Origin of the sequence: Demequina maris, assembly GCF_000971155.1 — a bacterium.
GTDB lineage: Bacteria > Actinomycetota > Actinomycetes > Actinomycetales > Demequinaceae > Demequina > Demequina maris.
This window is the reverse complement of record NZ_BBLX01000001.1, coordinates 1-17223: the sequence shown is the minus strand read 5'-3', so window position 1 is coordinate 17223 and position 17223 is coordinate 1. Positions and strand designations below refer to the sequence as shown.

Annotated in this window: 18 protein-coding genes; 10 read left to right on the top strand and 8 right to left on the bottom strand. The window is 72.2% G+C overall.

Translation table 11 applies throughout. The features are described 5' to 3' along the window. Positions 1–464 precede the first annotated feature (464 nt). From AOM02_RS00090 to ctaC, 3 genes are read right to left on the bottom strand one after another with little or no spacing between them, the layout of a single operon-like run. Positions 465–866: a cytochrome c oxidase subunit 4 gene (locus AOM02_RS00090; protein WP_062295369.1), complete on the bottom strand. Its 402-nt coding sequence runs from the start codon at positions 864–866 to the stop codon at positions 465–467. A gap of 12 nt (positions 867–878) precedes the next feature. Further along, the gene (ctaD, locus tag AOM02_RS00085) at positions 879–2597 is read right to left on the bottom strand and encodes an aa3-type cytochrome oxidase subunit I (protein ID WP_062295367.1); all 1719 of its coding nucleotides are present in this window, start codon (positions 2595–2597) and stop codon (positions 879–881) included. Continuing rightward, a complete protein-coding gene (gene ctaC, locus AOM02_RS00080) occupies positions 2597–3472 on the bottom strand; it encodes an aa3-type cytochrome oxidase subunit II (RefSeq protein WP_062295365.1) in 876 nt (291 codons plus the stop codon). The genes ctaD and ctaC overlap by 1 nt, the downstream gene beginning before the upstream one ends. Before the next feature lie 32 nt (positions 3473–3504). Here ctaC and AOM02_RS00075 point away from each other — a divergent pair, with 32 nt between their 5' ends. Together AOM02_RS00075 and AOM02_RS00070 are read left to right on the top strand one after the other, a co-directional pair. Next, positions 3505–4638 (top strand): cysteine desulfurase family protein, encoded by a 1134-nt coding sequence (locus AOM02_RS00075; protein ID WP_062295363.1) that lies wholly within the window; start codon positions 3505–3507, stop codon positions 4636–4638. Then, a complete protein-coding gene (locus tag AOM02_RS00070) occupies positions 4638–4895 on the top strand; it encodes a sulfurtransferase TusA family protein (RefSeq protein ID WP_062295362.1) in 258 nt (85 codons plus the stop codon). The genes AOM02_RS00075 and AOM02_RS00070 overlap by 1 nt, the downstream gene beginning before the upstream one ends. 11 nt (positions 4896–4906) lie before the next feature. Here the strand turns inward: AOM02_RS00070 and erpA are convergent, their stop codons facing one another. Further along, entirely contained in the window at positions 4907–5260 is a 354-nt protein-coding gene (gene erpA, locus AOM02_RS00065) for an iron-sulfur cluster insertion protein ErpA (protein ID WP_062295360.1), read from the bottom strand. A 109-nt stretch (positions 5261–5369) separates the two neighbouring features. After that, a complete protein-coding gene (locus AOM02_RS00060) occupies positions 5370–6350 on the bottom strand; it encodes a glycerate kinase (protein WP_062295358.1) in 981 nt (326 codons plus the stop codon). A 40-nt stretch (positions 6351–6390) separates the two neighbouring features. Here AOM02_RS00060 and nadA point away from each other — a divergent pair, with 40 nt between their 5' ends. The 4 genes from nadA (at position 6391) to AOM02_RS00040 (ending at position 10247) form a co-directional block, all read left to right on the top strand. After that, a complete protein-coding gene (gene nadA / locus AOM02_RS00055) occupies positions 6391–7593 on the top strand; it encodes a quinolinate synthase NadA (protein WP_062295356.1) in 1203 nt (400 codons plus the stop codon). Positions 7594–7633: 40 nt separating this feature from the next. After that, positions 7634–8209 (top strand): DUF3043 domain-containing protein, encoded by a 576-nt coding sequence (locus tag AOM02_RS00050; RefSeq protein WP_062295354.1) that lies wholly within the window; start codon positions 7634–7636, stop codon positions 8207–8209. A gap of 90 nt (positions 8210–8299) precedes the next feature. After that, entirely contained in the window at positions 8300–9307 is a 1008-nt protein-coding gene (locus AOM02_RS00045; protein WP_062295352.1) for an aldo/keto reductase family protein, read from the top strand. Positions 9308–9587: 280 nt separating this feature from the next. Next, on the top strand, positions 9588–10247 hold the full coding sequence (locus AOM02_RS00040; RefSeq protein WP_062295349.1) for a phosphoribosyltransferase: 660 nt from the start codon (positions 9588–9590) through the stop codon (positions 10245–10247). A gap of 17 nt (positions 10248–10264) precedes the next feature. On the opposite strand, the gene AOM02_RS00035 is transcribed toward AOM02_RS00040, so the two are convergent. After that, positions 10265–11167: a LysR family transcriptional regulator gene (locus AOM02_RS00035; RefSeq protein ID WP_062295347.1), complete on the bottom strand. Its 903-nt coding sequence runs from the start codon at positions 11165–11167 to the stop codon at positions 10265–10267. 83 nt (positions 11168–11250) lie between these two features. On the opposite strand from AOM02_RS00035, the gene AOM02_RS00030 reads away from it, so the two are divergent. After that, the gene (locus tag AOM02_RS00030) at positions 11251–12333 is read left to right on the top strand and encodes a TDT family transporter (RefSeq protein WP_062295345.1); all 1083 of its coding nucleotides are present in this window, start codon (positions 11251–11253) and stop codon (positions 12331–12333) included. A 27-nt stretch (positions 12334–12360) separates the two neighbouring features. On the opposite strand, the gene AOM02_RS00025 is transcribed toward AOM02_RS00030, so the two are convergent. After that, positions 12361–13377 carry a quinone-dependent dihydroorotate dehydrogenase gene (locus AOM02_RS00025; RefSeq protein ID WP_062295343.1) on the bottom strand — a complete coding sequence of 339 codons (1017 nt, stop codon included), beginning with the start codon at positions 13375–13377 and terminating at the stop codon, positions 12361–12363. Between the two features lie 33 nt (positions 13378–13410). Here AOM02_RS00025 and AOM02_RS00020 point away from each other — a divergent pair, with 33 nt between their 5' ends. After that, a complete protein-coding gene (locus tag AOM02_RS00020) occupies positions 13411–14850 on the top strand; it encodes a leucyl aminopeptidase (RefSeq protein ID WP_156156010.1) in 1440 nt (479 codons plus the stop codon). A 199-nt stretch (positions 14851–15049) separates the two neighbouring features. Here AOM02_RS00020 and AOM02_RS00015 read toward each other — a convergent pair whose 3' ends face one another. Next, a complete protein-coding gene (locus AOM02_RS00015) occupies positions 15050–15385 on the bottom strand; it encodes a hypothetical protein (RefSeq protein ID WP_062295340.1) in 336 nt (111 codons plus the stop codon). A 113-nt stretch (positions 15386–15498) separates the two neighbouring features. On the opposite strand from AOM02_RS00015, the gene lpdA reads away from it, so the two are divergent. Continuing rightward, positions 15499–16884 (top strand): dihydrolipoyl dehydrogenase, encoded by a 1386-nt coding sequence (gene lpdA / locus AOM02_RS00010; protein WP_062295337.1) that lies wholly within the window; start codon positions 15499–15501, stop codon positions 16882–16884. A 27-nt stretch (positions 16885–16911) separates the two neighbouring features. Continuing rightward, the coding region (locus tag AOM02_RS00005) for a biotin/lipoyl-containing protein (protein WP_304524064.1) at positions 16912–17223 on the top strand (312 nt) is incomplete at its 3' end.

Below are 17223 nucleotides of genomic sequence, written 5' to 3'. Positions count from 1 at the left end.
ACCCCACGGGCCGGAGCGATGAGACGACCGTCCTCGAGCGCGCCATCGAGGGCCCACCGGGTCGCTCCTTCCCCGAGCACGGCCGCACGCCGCATCGTGCCGCCCCGCTGCGCCACCAGCCTCACCGGATCCATGCGTCGATCGTGGCGTGGCGAGAGGCAGCGAGCTCGAGCATCGTCCCGTCGCCGCGGACGCGACGCGCCACGGACGGGCCGGGGACATCGGCCTGGGCGCGGCTTGTGGGTGCCCGTCGGGCCTCTTGTGGTGGCATCGACGCGGCAGCTCTGTCGGATCGCTGGGCCACCGCTCCTACATAGGTGCTGCTTCCGGCACCTATGGAGGAGCGATCGGCGATCGGTCCGGCTCCCGGGTTGGTGGAACGGGGTTGGTGGGCCCGCCGGGAACAGCGAAGCGGCCCGCCCCTTCCGGGACGGGCCGCTCCTGCTGCCTAGGCGCTCAGCCGCTCAGTGCGCGTGCTGGCCGGTCGAGTACTCCATGACCCAGCCGACGAGGCCGATGATGCCGACCACGGCCGCGGGGGCCATGATCCACCAGTCGACCGCGAGGGCGACGAAGGCGAGCGCGGCGCCGAGGCCGCACACCAGCGGCCACCAGCTCCACGGCGCGAAGACGCCCTGCTCGCCGGAGTCGTCCGAGATCTCGGCGTCGTGGCGGTCCTCCGCGCGCTTGCCGTGACGGTTCGCCAGCATGTGGAAGTACACCGCGACCATGATGAACATGCCGCCGGTGAGGTAGATCGCCGTGACGCCCACCCACTCGGCCCAGTGGGTGAAGATCCCGTACGCCGTGCCCGCCAGGAAGAAGAAGGCAGCGGGGATGAAGAAGACGTTCCGCTCGGTACGCATGAATCGGTCTCCTTACGCCACGGGCGCGTGGTCGGTGGCGTCGCGCTCGGCCTGGTAGTGGTCCCGGGCGGCCGCACCGGGGTGGTGCAGGTCGAACGCGGGGCGCTCCGAGCGGATGCGCGGGATGGACGTGAAGTTGTGGCGCGGCGGCGGGCACGAGGTGGCCCACTCGAGCGAGTTGCCGAAGCCCCACGGGTCGTTGACGGTCACCAGCGGCGCGCGACGCGACGTGATGTACACGTTCCACAGGAACGGCAGCGTCGACAGCGCGAGCACCACGGCGCCGATGGTCGACAGCTGGTTCATCCACGTGAAGCCGTCCTCGGGCATGTAGTCGACGTAGCGACGGGCCATGCCGTGCGCGCCCAGCCAGTGCTGGACGAGGAACGTGGTGTGGAAGCCGATGAACAGCAGCCAGAAGTGGATCTTGCCCAGACGCTCGTTCAGCATCTTGCCGGTGAACTTGGGCCACCAGAAGTAGAAGCCGGCGAACATCGCGAAGACCACGGTGCCGAAGACGACGTAGTGGAAGTGCGCCACCACGAAGTACGAGTCCGACAGCGGGAAGTCGAGGACCGGCGAGCTGAGGATGACGCCCGTGAGACCGCCGAAGAGGAAGGTCACGAGGAAGCCGATCGACCACAGCATGGGCGTCTCGAACGTGATCTTGCCCCGCCACATCGTGCCGATCCAGTTGAAGAACTTCACACCGGTCGGGACCGCGATGAGCATCGTCATGAACGCGAAGAACGGCAGCAGCACCGCGCCGGTGACGTACATGTGGTGGGCCCACACGGTCACGGACAGCGCCGCGATGGCGATGGTCGCGTAGACCAGGCCGTGGTAGCCGAACAGCGGCTTGCGCGAGAAGACCGGGAAGATCTCCGACACGATGCCGAAGAACGGCAGCGCGATGATGTACACCTCGGGATGGCCGAAGAACCAGAACAGGTGCTGCCACAGGATGGCGCCGCCGTTGTCCGGGTTGAAGACCTGCGAGTGGAGCACGCGGTCCGAGCCGAGCGCGAAGAGCGCCGAGGCCAGCGGCGGGAACGCCAGCAGCACGAGCATCGACGTCACCAGGATGTTCCAGGTGAAGATCGGCATGCGGAACATGGTCATGCCCGGCGCGCGCATCGTGACGATGGTGGTGATGAAGTTCACCGAGCCGAGGATGGTGCCGAAGCCGCCGAGCGCGAGACCGAAGACCCACAGGTCGCCGCCGACGCCGGGCGAGTAGATCGAGTTCGACAGCGGCGCGTAGGCGAACCAGCCGAACGAGGCCGCGCCCTGCGGGGTGAAGAAGCCGGCCATGGCGATGACGCCGCCGAAGGCGTACAGCCAGTAGGCCAGCATGTTGAGGCGCGGGAACGCCACGTCGGGCGCGCCGATCTGCAGCGGCATGATGAAGTTGGCGAAGCCCGCGAACAGCGGGGTCGCGAACAGCAGCAGCATGATCGTGCCGTGCATCGTGAAGAGCTGGTTGTACTGCTCGGCGGACTGCACGACCTGCATGCCGGGCTCGAACAGCTCGGCGCGGATCAGCAGCGCGAGCAGGCCGCCCACGATGAAGAAGAAGAACGACGTGATCAGGTACATGTACCCGATCGTCTTGTGGTCGGTGGAGGTGAGCCACTTCACCACGATCGAGCCGCGACGCGTGGGCGCCGAGGGGATCGCTGCGGTGCGGCGGTCGTCGCCGCCGGTGGCCTCGAAGGGGACGGTGGCCATCAGGACTCAGACTCCTCGTGCTGCTCGGTCAGCTGGACGACCTGGTCGCGGCTGTACTCGTCGACGCCGATCTGACCGCTGTAGCCCTCGTTGCGGAGCTCCTCCATGTGCGCGTCGTAGTCCTCGCGGGACACGACGGCGACGTTGAAGAGCATGGAGGCGTGGTACTCGCCGCAGAGCTCGGCGCACTTGCCCTGGTACAGGCCCTCCTGGGTGGGGATCACCTGGAAGGTGTTCGTCTTGCCGGGGATCACGTCCTCCTTGTAGAGGAACGCGGGCACCCAGAACGAGTGGATGACGTCGCGCGAGTCGAGCGTGAACTCGACGCGCTCGCCGACGGGCAGGTACAGGGTCGGGAGCGTCTCCTCGACACCCTCCTCACCGGTGAGGACGGCCTGCACGCCCGGGTCGTAGACGTCGTCGTCGACGTAGTTGAAGTCCCAGCTCCACTGCTTGCCGACCACGTTGATGTGGATGTCCGGCGTCTCGGACGTGTCCTTGATCGCGGCGACGTCCTCGGCCGTGTACTTGAACAGCACTCCGACCATGAGGAGGGGGACGATGGTGTACATCAGCTCGAGCGGGATGTTCGCGCGCGTCTGGACGGGGAGCTTGTTGTCCCCCTTGCGCTTGCGGTAGACCGCGACCGCCCACAGGATGAGGCCCCAGGTGATGACGCCGACGGTGAGCGCGGCGATCCAGGAGCCGTTCCAGAGGGTGATGATCCGACCGGTCTGGTTGGTGATCTCGGGCGAGCTGGGAAGTGCGCCGTTCTCGATGCCGTTGGCGCATCCTGCCAGGAGGGACGTCAGTCCCAGGACAGCGATGCCTGCCAGGGCTTTTCCGGGCACGCGGGGACGTGAAAGGTGGGACACACGGGCAGTCTAGCGCGCTGTACCGTGATGCCATGCAGGTCGCGCGCATGTTCCTGGACGCCAGTGGTTCCGCTCCTATGACGAACAGGACGCTCGAGGCGTTCCACGCCGGCCTGGCGGACGGATGGGCCGATCCCTCCCGCCTGCACAGCGAGTCCCGTCGTGCCAGGCAGCTCCTGGACGCCTCCCGCGAGGCGATCGCCGAGGCGCTGGGCGCGCGCCCCGAGCACACGCACCTCGCCCACTCCCCCCACGCGGGCCTCGAGCGCGTGATCGCGGGTGTCTTCGCGGCGCGTCGCGGCCGCGACCGCATCGTCGCCTCGGCGGTCGAGCGCGACGCGACGATGCACGCCGCCCACCACGTCGCCGGCGGCGCCCTCACCGTGGTGCCGGTGGACGCGCGCGGTCACGTCGACCTCGACGCCCTCGCCGAGGAGCTCGCGGTGCCGGACGTCGCGCTCGCCGCCGTGCAGCACGCCAACCACGAGATCGGCACCGTGCAGCGGCTGGACCGCGTCGCCGAGGCGGCCGCGGCCGCCCGCGTACCGCTGCTGGTCGACGCCACCGCGAGCATCGGCCACGGTCCCGCGCCGCAGCACTGGGACGCGCTGGTCGCGAACCCCGCCGACTGGGGCGGCCCCGCGGGCCTCGGGATCGTCGCGCTGCGCCCGCAGACGCGCTGGCTGCCCGCGTGGCCCGAGGGCGACGACTGGGCGCCCGGCGGGGTGCTCGTCCCCGCCGTGCTGGCCGCCGCGGTCGCGCTCCAGGAGCGCCGCGAGCTGCTGGACGAGACCTCGCTGCGGCTCCACCGCCTGATCGCGCGCGTGCGGGACGCCGCCGCCTCGTGGCCCGGCGTCGACGTGGTCGGCGACCCCGACGAGCGCCTCCCCCACGTGGTGACCTTCTCGTGTCTCTACGTCGACGGCGAGGCGCTGCTGTCGCGCCTGGACCGCGAGGGCGTCGCGGTGGGCTCGGGCTCGGCCTGCACCACCAGCACGCTCGAGCCGAGCCGCGTGCTGGCGGCGGTCGGCGCGCTGAGCCACGGCAACGTGCGGCTCGGCCTGCACCCGGGCGTCACGGACGCCGACATCGACAGGCTGCTCGACCTCCTCCCCCGCGTGATCGCCGATCTGCGCGACGAGGCGGGCGCCCCGGAGATCGCCTGATGGCACAGGACGATGCGGCGGCGGGCGGCGGCGGCCGCGTCACGGTCGACGCGACGGGCATGCTGTGCCCGCTGCCGATCATCGAGCTCGCCAAGGCCGCACGCGGCCGGGACGCCGGCACGGAGATCACGGTCCTCGCGACTGACCTCGCCGCGCGCGTCGACGTGCCCGCATGGGCGCGCATGACCGGCCACGAGTTCGTGGGGGAAAAGAAGACGGACGGCCCGGGCATAGCCCTGACCGTCCGTCTCCGCTAGTCCCTTACGGGTCAGCTGAAGGAGTCTCCGCAGGCGCAGGAGCTCGACGCGTTGGGGTTGTCGATGGTGAACCCCTGCTTCTCGATGGTGTCCGAGAAGTCGATGGTCGCGCCATCCAGGTACGGGACCGACATCTTGTCGACCACGACCTCCACGCCGTCGAAGTCGCGAACCGCGTCCCCGTCCAGCGTGCGCTCGTCGAAGTAGAGCTGGTAGATGAGGCCGGAGCAGCCGCCGGGCTGCACCGCGAGGCGCAGCCGCAGGTCGTCGCGGCCCTCCTGCTCGAGCAGGCTCCTGACCTTGGCCGCCGCGGCATCGGTGATGACGACGCCGTGCGACTTGGTCTCGGTTGCAAGATCAGTCATTGACGCCTCCTCTCTCTCGGGTGTCCCTATCAGCGTACGCCGACCGCCGGGTATTCCGAACCCCCGTCGGGGCGATTCGTGGATGCGTCACCCAGTCGCGCCGCTCCGGCTACCGCCGCGGCGTCCACGTGTGGGCGACGCGGCGCACCTGATCCGCGAGGGCGGCCTCCCCCGGCTCGGCCTCGTGCGCCGCTGCCACACCCGCGGCCATGAGGTCACGCTTGCCCACCGCGAGATGCGACGTCACGGCGACGCACGGCACCCCGCGACGCGCGGCGAGGGACGATGCGGCGGAGACGACGCCGTGGTCGAGGTCCTGGGCGGCGAGGCGGTCCACCACCGCCACGACGACGTCCGCGTCGGCGGCGGCGCGGTCGAGGCCCGCGAGCTCGGCGCACGCCGCGGCCGCCGGGACGAGTCGCGCGCCCATCGCCGCGAGGACGTAGGCGAGCCCGCCCGCGGCACCCGTGCCGGGCTCGTCCGACAGCCGGGTCGGGCCGAGCAGCGCGCGCCGGGACGCGACCGGGTCGGCCTCGCGCGCGACGGCGGACCACCGCTCCTCCTGCGCCTGCGCGGCGACCGCGACCGCCGCATCGTGCTCACGTCCGTCCCGCACCGCGGCGCTCATGCCCGCGAAGCCGAGCAGCGGCCGGTCCGAGCCGACGAGCGCGACGATGTCGAGGGCGGCCACGCCCGCGCGCGCCGCCTCGAGGCCGCCGCCCCAGAGGTCGACAGCGTCCCCGGCGGGCGGCTCGTCGCCGAGCGGGACCGCCACGCGTCCGGCCTCCCCCGCCGCCGCGAGCCCGAGCAGCGCGGCGGACAGGGCGCCCGGCTCCCAGCGCGTGCCGGCGGCGGGCGCGAGCACCACCACGCCGCCCACGCGGCGGGCCGTCGCGCCCCCGACGGACACGGTGTCCCCGGCCAGCGCATCGGCCGTCCGCGGGCCGCCCGTGGGCACCCCGACGACCTCGAGATCGACGTGCGGCGCGGCCGCGGACCAGGCATCCCGGACGATCCGGACGATCTGCTCGACGGGGAGGGGCCCGGAGTCCGGACGGGGCCAGCTCTGGGCGGCGATGAGGGCACGCATGGCCTCAAGTGTGCCCTGCCATGCATGCGACAATGAGCAGATGACCCAGACCTTCCACGAGCCCTCGCCGTCTGCGCTGATGCTCCTGGGCGAGCGTCGCGACCCGCTCTCCGAGCGAGGGGTCGACTGCACCGGGGCCCTCCCGTCGCCGTCGGATCCCGACCTGGTCGAGCGCGCCCGCGCTGCCAAGGAGGCGCTCGGCGACCGCGTCTTCATCCTCGGCCACCACTACCAGCGTGACGAGGTCATCCAGTTCGCGGACGTCACCGGCGACTCGTTCAAGCTCGCGCGCGACGCGGCGGCACGCCCCGAGGCGGAGTTCATCGTCTTCTGCGGCGTGCACTTCATGGCCGAGAGCGCGGACATCCTCACGTCCGACGACCAGGCCGTGGTGCTGCCCGACATGGCGGCCGGCTGCTCGATGGCGGACATGGCCAACATCAACCAGGTGGACGATGCGTGGGCCCAGCTCGAGGAGGCCGGCGTCGCCTCCCGCACGGTCCCGGTCACGTACATGAACTCGACCGCCGCGATCAAGGCGTTCTGCGGCGACCACGGCGGCGTGGTCTGCACGTCGTCGAACGCCGAGGTCGCGCTGCGCTGGGCCTTCGACCAGGTGGGCGGCGTGGACGGCGACGGCAAGGTGCTGTTCCTGCCCGACCAGCACCTCGGGCGCAACACCGCCGTGATCCAGCTCGGCATGGAGCGCGATGACTGCGTCGTGTGGGACCCCCGCAAGCCGCTCGGCGGCAACACGCCGGAGGCGCTCGAGAAGGCCCGCATGATCCTGTGGAAGGGCCACTGCTCGGTGCACGGCCGCTTCCGCCGCTCCCACGTCGACCGCTTCCGCGAGGAGGTGCCGGGCATCAACGTGCTCGTGCACCCCGAGTGCGCGCACGAGGTCGTGACCGCCGCGGACTACGTCGGCTCGACGGAGTACATCATCAAGACCCTCGACGCGGCCGAGCCCGGCTCCGCATGGGTCATCGGCACGGAGCTGAACCTCGTGCGTCGCGTCGCGAACGCGCACCCCGACAAGGAGGTGCACTTCCTCGAGGACACGGTGTGCTTCTGCTCCACCATGAACCGCATCGACCTGCCCCACCTCGTGTGGGCGCTCGAGTCGCTCGTGGCCGGCGAGGTGCCCAACCGGATCGTCGTCGACGACGAGACGCAGCGCCTCGCCGAGGTCGCGCTCGACCGCATGCTCGCGCTTCCCGCGCTCCACCCCGCCAAGGACTGATCAGAAGGACGGACCCGGGCCGCAGGCCCGCACCACTCATATGAGCGACAACAACACCCCCGAGACCGAGATCCCCGGCGTCGAGGCGGCCGGCCAGGCCAAGAAGGGCCGCCCCACCCCGAAGCGCAAGGACCAGGAGGCGGCGCGCCGTCGTCCCGTGGTCGCCGACACCAAGGCGGACAAGAAGGCCCAGCGCGAGCGCATGCGCGCACAGCGCGAGAAGGAGTTCCAGGCGATGCGCGAGGGCGACGAGCGGAACATGCCGCTCGAGCACCGCGGTCCCGAGCGCCGGTTCCTGCGCGACTACGTCGACGCGCGCACCTCGCCGGGCGAGTTCCTGCTGCCGATGTCGATCGTGTTCGTCATCGCGTCGCTCGCCGTTCCCGCGAGCTCGTGGGCGGGCTTCGCGCTCATCATCCTCTTCTACGTGATCGTGATCGGCGTCGCGATCGACACGTGGCTGATGATCCGCCGCATGAAGAAGCAGTTCATCGCGAAGTTCGGCGCCAAGCGCATCCCGCGCGGCTGGACGTTCTACATCATCGCGCGCCACCTCAACGTGCGCCGCTTCCGCGCGCCCAAGCCGGCCGTCAAGCGGGGCGAGTTCCCCGTCTGACGCGCCGCCGCATCGTCCACGAGAGCCCGGGCCCGCACGGCCCGGGCTCTCGTGCATCCGGCGCCGGCCGCCGCCCCTAGGGTGGAGCGCATGGTCAACTATCGCTATCTCGGAAACTCCGGCCTCAAGATCACCGAGCTCACCTACGGCAACTGGATCACCCACGCGTCGCAGGTCGAGAACGACCAGGCGAAGGCGTGCGTGCGCGCCGCGCTCGACGTGGGCATCTCCTCGTTCGACACCGCCGACGTCTACGCCAACACCGGCGCCGAGGTGGTCCTCGGCGAGGCGCTCAAGGGCGAGCGGCGCGAGAGCCTCGAGATCTTCACCAAGGTCTTCTGGTCGACGGGCCCACACGGCGCCAACGACATGGGCCTGTCGCGCAAGCACATCATGGAGTCGATCAACGGCTCGCTCACCCGCCTGCAGACGGACTACGTGGACCTCTACCAGGCGCACCGCTACGACTACAACACGCCGCTCGAGGAGACGATGAGCGCGTTCGCGGACATCGTCCACGCGGGCAAGGCGCACTACATCGGCGTGAGCGAGTGGACGGCGGACCAGATCCGTGCCGGCGCGGCGCTCGCCAAGGAGCTGCGCATCCCGTTCGTGTCCTCGCAGCCGCAGTACTCGATGCTGTGGCGCGTGATCGAGGACGAGGTGGTGCCCGCCTCGAAGGAGGTCGGCGTCGGCCAGATCGTGTGGTCCCCCGTCGCCCAGGGCATCCTCACCGGCAAGTACAAGCCGGGCCAGCCGGCGCCCGCGGGCTCGCGCGCGACGGACGAGAAGTCCGGTGCCCGCTTCATCGAGCGCTTCATGACGGACGACATCCTCACGCGCGTCCAGGGGCTCCAGCCGATCGCCGACGAGCTGGGTCTCACCATGGCGCAACTCGCGATCGCGTGGGTGCTGCAGAACGACAACGTGTCCGCCGCGATCATCGGCGCCTCGCGCCCCGAGCAGATCGTGGACAACGCGAAGGCGTCCGGCGTGGAGATCCCCGCCGAGCTGATGACCCGCATCGACGAGGTCCTCGGCGACATCGTCGAGCGCGACCCCGCCCGCACCGTCGAGGCGGGCCCGCGCTCGCGCTGAGCCGCCCGCTCCAGACACACGAAGGCCCCGGGGAGACCCGGGGCCTTCGCTGCATCAAAGGAGAAAACAATGCTCGTACGCCTGGCAGGTGCGTACATGGGGTGAACGCGCGTCCCCGCGCACATGTTCCCGGCCCCCTCCCCGCCCGCTCCCCTCCCGACAGCGGGAACGGACCTGGTCCCGGTTCACCGGCGTGTCGCGGCACGATGCGCGGGTCGCGCCGGGGTGTCGCGCCGAGATCCGTTCGGAGTGTCGGGGAGGGCGGGAGCACACTGGAGGCATGGAGCTCCTCCGGGACCGCGACGATGCGGGGGCGCGGCTCACGTGGCTGCTGTCGCCGCTCGTGGTGCAGGGCGACGCGACCAGCGCGGTCGTGCTGGGGCTGCCGCGCGGCGGGGTGCCGATCGGCGCGGCGATCGCCCGAGGGCTCGGGCTGCCGCTGGACGTGGTCGTGGTCCGCAAGCTCGGGGCGCCGGCCAACCCGGAGTACGGCTTCGGCGCGATCGGCGAGGGCGGGATCCGCGTGCTCGACGAGCAGGCGATGCGCATCCTCGGCATCACGGACGAGGTGGTCGCCGGCATCGAGGCGCGCGAGCGGGACGAGCTCGAGCGCCGGGTCGCGGCGTACCGCGAGGTGCGCCCGCGGGTGCCCGTGGCGGGACGCACCGCGATCGTCGTCGACGACGGCATCGCCACCGGCGGCACCGCGCGGGCCGCGGCCCGCGTCGCGCGTGCGGGCGGGGCGGCGCGCGTCATCGTCGCGGCGGGCGTCGCGGCCCCGGAGTCGCTGCACGCGCTGATGGACGACGGCTCGGCGGACCTGGCCCTCGCGGCCCTCATCCCGAACCGGCTGCTCGCGGTCGGCCAGTTCTACATGAACTTCTCGCAGACGCCCGAGCGCGAGGTGCTGCGCCTCCTCACGGAGGCGGCCCGGGCGTAGGCGCGCGGGGCCCCGGGTCAGCGGGCGGGACCGGCGGCGATGTCGAGGATGCGCGCGGCCGCGGGCGACAGCCGGCGGCGCGGATCCCACACCGCCGCGAGGGGACGCGAGAGCGAGGGCCCCTCCACGGGCACGCGGACGAGGCGGCCGGCGGCGACGTCGTCGCGCACCGCCCGCTCGCTGAGCGCCGCGACTCCCCCGCCGGCCAGCACGGTCGCCCGGATCGCGGCGGTGGTCGAGAGCTCGGCGGCGGGCGCGACCACGCTGCCCGGGCCGAGCGCGGACTCGAGCGCGCGCTCGAGCGTGAGGCGCGTGCCGGATCCCGGCTCGCGGCTCAGCAGCGGCGTGCGCGCCACCTCCGCGGGCGACAGCGTGGTCCGGCGCGACCAGGGGTGACCCGGCGCGACGACGATGACGACCTCGTCGTGCGCGACGACGAGCGTCGCGAGCCGCGCGGGCGGGTCCGGCGTCTCGACGAAGCCCAGGTCGTCGACGCCCGCGCGCACGCGCTCCACGACGGTCGCGCTGTTGACGGCCGTGAGCTCCACCTGGGCGGCGTCGGCCTCCGCCGCGTAGGCGACCAGCCAGCCGGGCAGCAGGTGCTCGGCGACCGTGAGGCTCGCGCCGACGCGCACATGCGCGGCGCTGTCGGTGCGCAGGGCCGCGACCGCACGCTCGAAGCCGTCGACCTGCCCGAGCACGGCCGCGGCCCAGCCGGCCACCATCACGCCTTGGTCCGTGAGGCTCGTGCCGCGCGCGCTCCGGGAGAACAGGGAAAGCGCCCAGCGCCGCTCGAGCGCGCGCATCCGCTGGGACACCGCCTGCTGCGTCACGCCCAGCGCCTGCGCCGCCCCCGTGAGGCTGCCGTGCTCCTCCACCGCGACGAGCATCCTGAGCTCCTCGACCGACGTGCCCGCCATGCGCCCTCCGTCACAATCTCTGCTTGTGGATAGGGCACATTCTCGCACTACCGGCCCCCATCGCCGCTTGGAAGCATGAAGGCATGGCCCGCTCCCGCATCGTCCCCGTCCCGCCGAACTGGTTCGCCGTCGTCATGGGCACGTCGATCGTCGCGACCGGCGCGCATGCGCTCCCCGTGCGCCTGCCCGGCCTGGACGCGGTCGCGTGGGCGTTCTGGGCGCTCGCCGGGCTCGCGCTCGTCGTCGCCGTCCTCGCCACGGCGGCGCACCTGCGCGCGGACCGCGGCGCGCTGCGGTCGTACCTCGACGACCCGGCCGTCGCCCCGTTCTACGGCGCCCCCGCGATGGGCCTGCTGGCGTACGGCGCGGCCACGCTGCTGGTCGCACGACCGCTGCTCGGCCACGCGGCGGTCGCCGTCGACGCGGTCCTGTGGCTGGCCGGCACGGCGCTGGGGCTCGCGACGGCGATCGGCGTGCCGGTGCTCGCCTTCACCCGCCACCGCGTGGGCGTCGACGCCGCCTCGGGCGCGTGGCTGATGCCCGTGGTCCCGCCCATGGTCTCCGCCGCGACGGGCGCCCTGCTTCTCCCCTACCTCGACGGCGCCGCCGCCCAGACGATGGCGCTGGCGTGCTACGCGATGTTCGGCGCGTCCGCGCTCGCGGCGATCGTGCTCATCACGCAGATCTGGTCGCGCCTCGCCCACCACCAGCGCGGCGCGGCCGCCGCGGTGCCCACGCTGTGGATCGTGCTCGGGCCGCTGGGCCAGTCGGTCACCGCGGTCGGGCTGCTCGCGGACCATGCGGGCCCCGCGCTCGGGGTGCCCGACCAGACGCTGCGCATGTTCGCGCTGCTCTACGGCATGCCGGTCATGGGCTTCGCCCTGCTGTGGCTCGCGATCGCGGGCGCCATCACGGCGATGACCGCGCGCGAGGGGCTGCCGTTCTCGCTCGCCTTCTGGGCGTTCACGTTCCCGGTCGGCACGATGGTGACCGGCGCATCGTCCCTCGCGGCGCACACCGGCGCGGTGGCGCTCGACGGTTCGGCGGTCGCGCTCTTCGCGCTGCTGCTCGCCGGGTGGGGTGTGGCGGCCACCGGCACCGTGCGCGACCTGCGTGCCCGGCGGATCGGAGTCCTCAGCGTCCCGCAGGAGCCGGCGAACGCCTGAGAGGAGTGCTCAGCGTCCCGGCGGAGCTCAGGGGGTGGTGAGGGCGCGGTTGAGGCGCGCGACCCACCACGGGCCCTGATACACGAACGCCGTGTACACCTGCAGCAGCGTCGCGCCGGCGTCGAGCACCGCGCGCGCGTCCTCCTCGGAGGAGATGCCACCCACCCCGATGAGGCACATGTCGGGGCCCACACGGCCGCGCAGGCGGGCGATCACCTCGCGCAGGCGCGGCAGCAGCACGGGGCCCGAGAGCCCGCCGGGTCCGCGGTCGTGCGCGATGGTCGTGTTGGACGCGACGATGCCGTCGAGGCCGAGCTCGAGCGCGAGGTCGGCGACGGCGTCGACATCGTCGTCCGCGAGGTCGGGCGCGATCTTCACGAGCAGCGGGACGCGGCGGTCGGCGACGGCCTCGTCGGCGGCGGCGCGCGTCGCGGCCAGGATCGGCCGCAGCGTGTCGACCGACTGCAGGTCGCGCAGTCCCGGGGTGTTGGGCGAGGACACGTTGACGACGAGGTAGTCCGCGTACGGCGCGAGTCGCCGGGCCGAGTACGCGTAGTCGTCGGGCGCGCCCTCGGCGGGGGTCGCCTTGTTCTTGCCGACGTTGACGCCCAGGACGATGCGGCGGCCGGCCGCGGTCGCGCGCAGCGCCGCGAGGCGTTCCGCCATCGCGTCGGCGCCGCCGTTGTTGAAGCCCATGCGGTTGCGCAGGCCCTGGACGTCCTTCTCGCGCCACGAGCGCGGCTTCTCGTTGCCGGGCTGTCCCTTCGGCGTGACCGTACCGACCTCGACGAAGCCGAAGCCCGCCGCGGCCAGGCCGGAGACCGCCTCGGCGTCCTTGTCCATGCCCGCCGCGAGCCCCACCGGGGCCGGGAAGGTCAGCCCGAGCGCCTCGACCGCGCCGGCGGGATCGGGCCGCGCCACGAGGCCGAGCGCACGCATCGTGCGGGACGCCCAGGCGCCGCGCCCGATCGACGTCACGCCGAAGCGGTGGGCCCACTCCGCGTCGGTACGGGAGAGGACGTGGCGGTAGAAGGCGGCGTACACGGGTCCCAAACTACCGGGGCTAGGCTCGTGGCCATGACCTCACTCACCACCACCCAGGACCAGGTCGCGTCCGTCGAGGCCGACGCCATCATCGTCGGCTGGACCGCGGACGACACCGTCGCAGCCCACCCCCTGCTCTCCGACGAGGCCCGCGAGACCATCGCCGCGGGCGCCTCGCTCCTCGACGCCTCGTCGAAGGCCGGCAAGGTCACCGTCGTGCCGGGCGCCGGCACCGAGGCCCGCCGCGTCGTCGTCGTCGGCATCGGCTCGGGCTCCGAGGGCGACCTCCGCATCGCCGCCGGCGAGGCCTCGCGCCAGGTCGGCAAGAAGCCGTCGAAGGTCGTCGTGGCACTGCCCGCCGAGGGCGACGCCGTGATCGCCGCCGCGCAGGGCGCCGTGCTCGGCTCCTACGCCTTCACCGACTACAAGTCCGACGAGAACGCCGTCACCGACACCGAGTGGGTGATCGCCGGCGCGTCCGACGAGGCGATCGCGCGCGCGAACATCCTCATCGCCGCGGCCGCGGGCATCCGCGACCTCGTCAACACCCCGCCGCTCGACCTCTACCCCGGCTCGTTCGCGGAGATCGCGGAGCAGCTCGGCGCCCAGGCCGGCGTCGACGTCGACGTGTGGGACGCGCAGCGCCTCGCGAACGAGGGCTTCGGCGGCATCCTCGCGGTCGGCATGGGCTCGGCCCGCCTGCCCCGCCTGGTCCGCGTCGCCTACGCGCCCGAGGGCGCCACGCAGAAGGTCGCGCTCGTCGGCAAGGGCATCACGTTCGACACCGGCGGCATCTCGCTCAAGCCGTCGAAGTCGATGGAGACCATGAAGTCCGACATGACCGGCGCCGCCACCGTGCTGCACGCGGTCGTGGCCGCGGCCCGCGCCGAGCTCCCCATCGCCGTCACCGGCTGGCTCTGCATCGCGGAGAACATGCCCTCGGGCACCGCGCAGCGCCCGTCGGACGTCATCCGCATCTACGGCGGCCAGACCGTCGAGGTCCTCAACACCGACGCCGAGGGCCGCCTCGTCATGGCCGACGGCCTCGTCAAGGCGCGCGAGGAGGACCCCGACGTGCTGCTCGACGTCGCGACCCTCACCGGCGCGCAGGGCGTCGCGCTCGGCACCCGCACCTCGGGCGTCATGGGCACCCCGGAGATCCGCGACGAGGTCGTGGCCCGCGCGAACGAGGTCGACGAGGCGATGTGGGCGATGCCCCTGCCCGAGCACCTGCGCGAGTCGATCGACTCGAAGATCGCCGACCTGCAGAACATCGGCGACCCGCAGGGCGGCGGCATGCTGTCGGCCGGCATCTTCCTGCGCGAGTTCGTGGGCGAGACCCCGTGGGCGCACCTCGACATCGCGCGCCCGTCGTACAACGAGGGCAAGCCGTGGGCCGAGAACGTCGCCGGCTCCACCGGCCACTCGCTGCGCACGCTGTTCCGCTTCCTCGAGGCGCGCGCCCAGGCGTGATCCGTCGCTGAACGGTCAGGAGGCCCGGTCCCCGCGAGGGGGCCGGGCCTTCCTCATGCTCATGGACGGCGCGCTCGCGCCCCGAGGTGCTCAGTGCCCGAACGGGCCGATCTTGAGCACTCAGCACCTCCCCAGGCGCTGGGGCGCGGACGATGCGCGGAGTCGGCGAGGCGCGAGCGCGGGGGGACGATGCGGCGGGTCAGCCGTGGTTCTTGCGCTGCTTCTCGTTCCACTCGCGCATGCGCGACGGGTAGCCGGAGAGGTTGACGTCGAAGGCCGGGATCGAGAACTGCTGCGCGAGGCGACGGGCGGTGGCCTCGTCCGGGATGCGGCGTCGCGTCCACTCCCCCGTGTCCGCGACGATCACCATGGTGGTCTGCGTGACGCGCGTCGGCGGCTCGATGAACGCCTCGCAGCCCTGGTGCTCGTTGACGAACGACCGGAGGTGCGCGATGGTCTCGGCCTTGGCGTCCTTGCCGGCGCCCTGCGGCGCCGATCCGCCCGCGGACCGCGACTTCCTGGAGAACAGACCCATGGTCCCAGCGTAGTCACGGCGTGCGGGCGTAGCATGCGACGCGCGCGGCTCGCGCGGCTCCCGCTGCGTGGCAAGATGGGCCGTACAGACATCCCTTACAAGGAGATCCCATAGTGTCCGAGTCCACCCCACGCTCGTTTGATGTCCTCATCCTCGGCGGCGGGTCGGGCGGCTATGCCGCTGCCCTGCGCGCCTCCCAGCTCGGCCTCACGGTCGGCCTGGTCGAGGAGTCGAAGGTGGGCGGTACGTGCCTCCATAACGGCTGCATCCCGACCAAGGCGCTGCTGCACGCAGCGGAGCTCGCCGACAACGCCCGCGAGGGTGAGAAGTACGGCGTCAACAGCTCGCTGCACGGCATCGACATGCTCAAGGTGAACTCCTACAAGCAGGGCGTCATCGACCGCCTGTACCGCGGCCTCCAGGGCCTCGTGAAGTCCCGCAAGGTGACGGTCATCGAGGGCACCGGCCGCCTGGTAGGCCCCGACACCATCGAGGTGAACGGCGAGCGCTACACCGGCACGAACATCATCCTCGGCACGGGCTCGTACGCCCGGTCGCTTCCCGGCCTCGAGATCGGCGGCCGCGTCATCACCTCGGACCAGGCGCTCCAGATGGAGTGGGTCCCGCAGAGCGCGATCGTGCTCGGTGGCGGCGTCATCGGCGTCGAGTTCGCGTCGGTGTGGAAGTCCTTCGGCGCAGACGTCACCATCGTCGAGGCGCTCCCGCACCTCGCCCCGAACGAGGACGAGGCGCTGTCCAAGGGCCTCGAGCGCGCGTTCCGCAAGCGCGGCATCAACTTCAAGGTCGGCGTCCGCTTCCAGGGCGTCGAGCAGTCGGACGCGGGCGTCAAGGTCACGCTCGAGGACGGCACGGTCCTCGAGGCCGACGTCCTGCTCGTCGCCGTGGGCCGCGGCCCCCGCACGGCGGACCTGGGCTACGAGGAGCAGGGCATCCGCGTCGACCGCGGCTTCGTGCTCACCGACGACCGCCTCCACACCGGTGTGGCGAACATCTACGCGGTCGGCGACATCGTCCCCGGCCTCCAGCTCGCGCACCGCGGCTTCCAGCAGGGCATCTTCGTCGCCGAGGAGATCGCGGGCCTCGCGCCGCAGGCGATCGTCGAGTCGAACATCCCCCGCGTCACCTACTGCGAGCCCGAGCTCGGCTCGGTGGGCCTCACCGAGAAGCAGGCCGTCGAGAAGTACGGCGCGGACCAGGTGAAGGCGCTCGAGTACAACCTGGGCGGCAACGGCAAGAGCCAGATCCTCGGCACCACCGGCTTCATCAAGCTGGTCCGCGTGGTCGACGGCCCCGTCGTCGGCGTGCACATGCTCGGCGCCCGCGTCGGCGAGCAGATCGGCGAGGCGCAGCTCATCGTGAGCTGGGACGCCCACCCGGAGGACGTCGCGCCCCTCATCCACGCGCACCCGACGCAGAACGAGGCCCTCGGCGAGGCGCACCTCGCGCTCGCCGGCAAGCCGCTGCACGCACACGACTGATACGACACGACTGAGGAAGAAGCACCCATGAGCAACGACGTCACCCTTCCCGCCCTCGGCGAGTCCGTCACCGAGGGCACCGTCACCCGCTGGCTCAAGCAGGTCGGCGACACCGTCGCCGCCGACGAGCCCCTGCTCGAGGTGTCGACCGACAAGGTCGACACCGAGATCCCGTCGCCCTTCGCGGGCACGCTCCTCGAGATCCTCATCCAGGAGGACGAGGAGGCCGAGGTCGGCGCGGTCCTGGCCCGCATCGGCGAGGCGGGCGAGGCTCCGGCCGCCGCCCCCGCGCCCGAGGCCGCCGCCCCCGAGCAGCCCGCCCCCGCCCCGGCGGAGGCC

Bases quoted from the DNA above. Each gene is read 5' to 3' on its own strand.
- AOM02_RS00090 (WP_062295369.1), bottom strand. From the start codon at position 866: ATGCGTACCGAGCGGAACGTCTTCTTCATCCCCGCTGCCTTCTTCTTC.
- ctaD (WP_062295367.1), bottom strand. From the start codon at position 2,597: ATGGCCACCGTCCCCTTCGAGGCCACCGGCGGCGACGACCGCCGCACC.
- AOM02_RS00075 (WP_062295363.1), top strand. From the start codon at position 3,505: ATGCAGGTCGCGCGCATGTTCCTGGACGCCAGTGGTTCCGCTCCTATG.
- AOM02_RS00070 (WP_062295362.1), top strand. From the start codon at position 4,638: ATGGCACAGGACGATGCGGCGGCGGGCGGCGGCGGCCGCGTCACGGTC.
- erpA (WP_062295360.1), bottom strand. From the start codon at position 5,260: ATGACTGATCTTGCAACCGAGACCAAGTCGCACGGCGTCGTCATCACC.
- AOM02_RS00060 (WP_062295358.1), bottom strand. From the start codon at position 6,350: ATGCGTGCCCTCATCGCCGCCCAGAGCTGGCCCCGTCCGGACTCCGGG.
- nadA (WP_062295356.1), top strand. From the start codon at position 6,391: ATGACCCAGACCTTCCACGAGCCCTCGCCGTCTGCGCTGATGCTCCTG.
- AOM02_RS00050 (WP_062295354.1), top strand. From the start codon at position 7,634: ATGAGCGACAACAACACCCCCGAGACCGAGATCCCCGGCGTCGAGGCG.
- AOM02_RS00045 (WP_062295352.1), top strand. From the start codon at position 8,300: ATGGTCAACTATCGCTATCTCGGAAACTCCGGCCTCAAGATCACCGAG.
- AOM02_RS00040 (WP_062295349.1), top strand. From the start codon at position 9,588: ATGGAGCTCCTCCGGGACCGCGACGATGCGGGGGCGCGGCTCACGTGG.
- AOM02_RS00035 (WP_062295347.1), bottom strand. From the start codon at position 11,167: ATGGCGGGCACGTCGGTCGAGGAGCTCAGGATGCTCGTCGCGGTGGAG.
- AOM02_RS00030 (WP_062295345.1), top strand. From the start codon at position 11,251: ATGGCCCGCTCCCGCATCGTCCCCGTCCCGCCGAACTGGTTCGCCGTC.
- AOM02_RS00020 (WP_156156010.1), top strand. From the start codon at position 13,411: ATGACCTCACTCACCACCACCCAGGACCAGGTCGCGTCCGTCGAGGCC.
- AOM02_RS00015 (WP_062295340.1), bottom strand. From the start codon at position 15,385: ATGGGTCTGTTCTCCAGGAAGTCGCGGTCCGCGGGCGGATCGGCGCCG.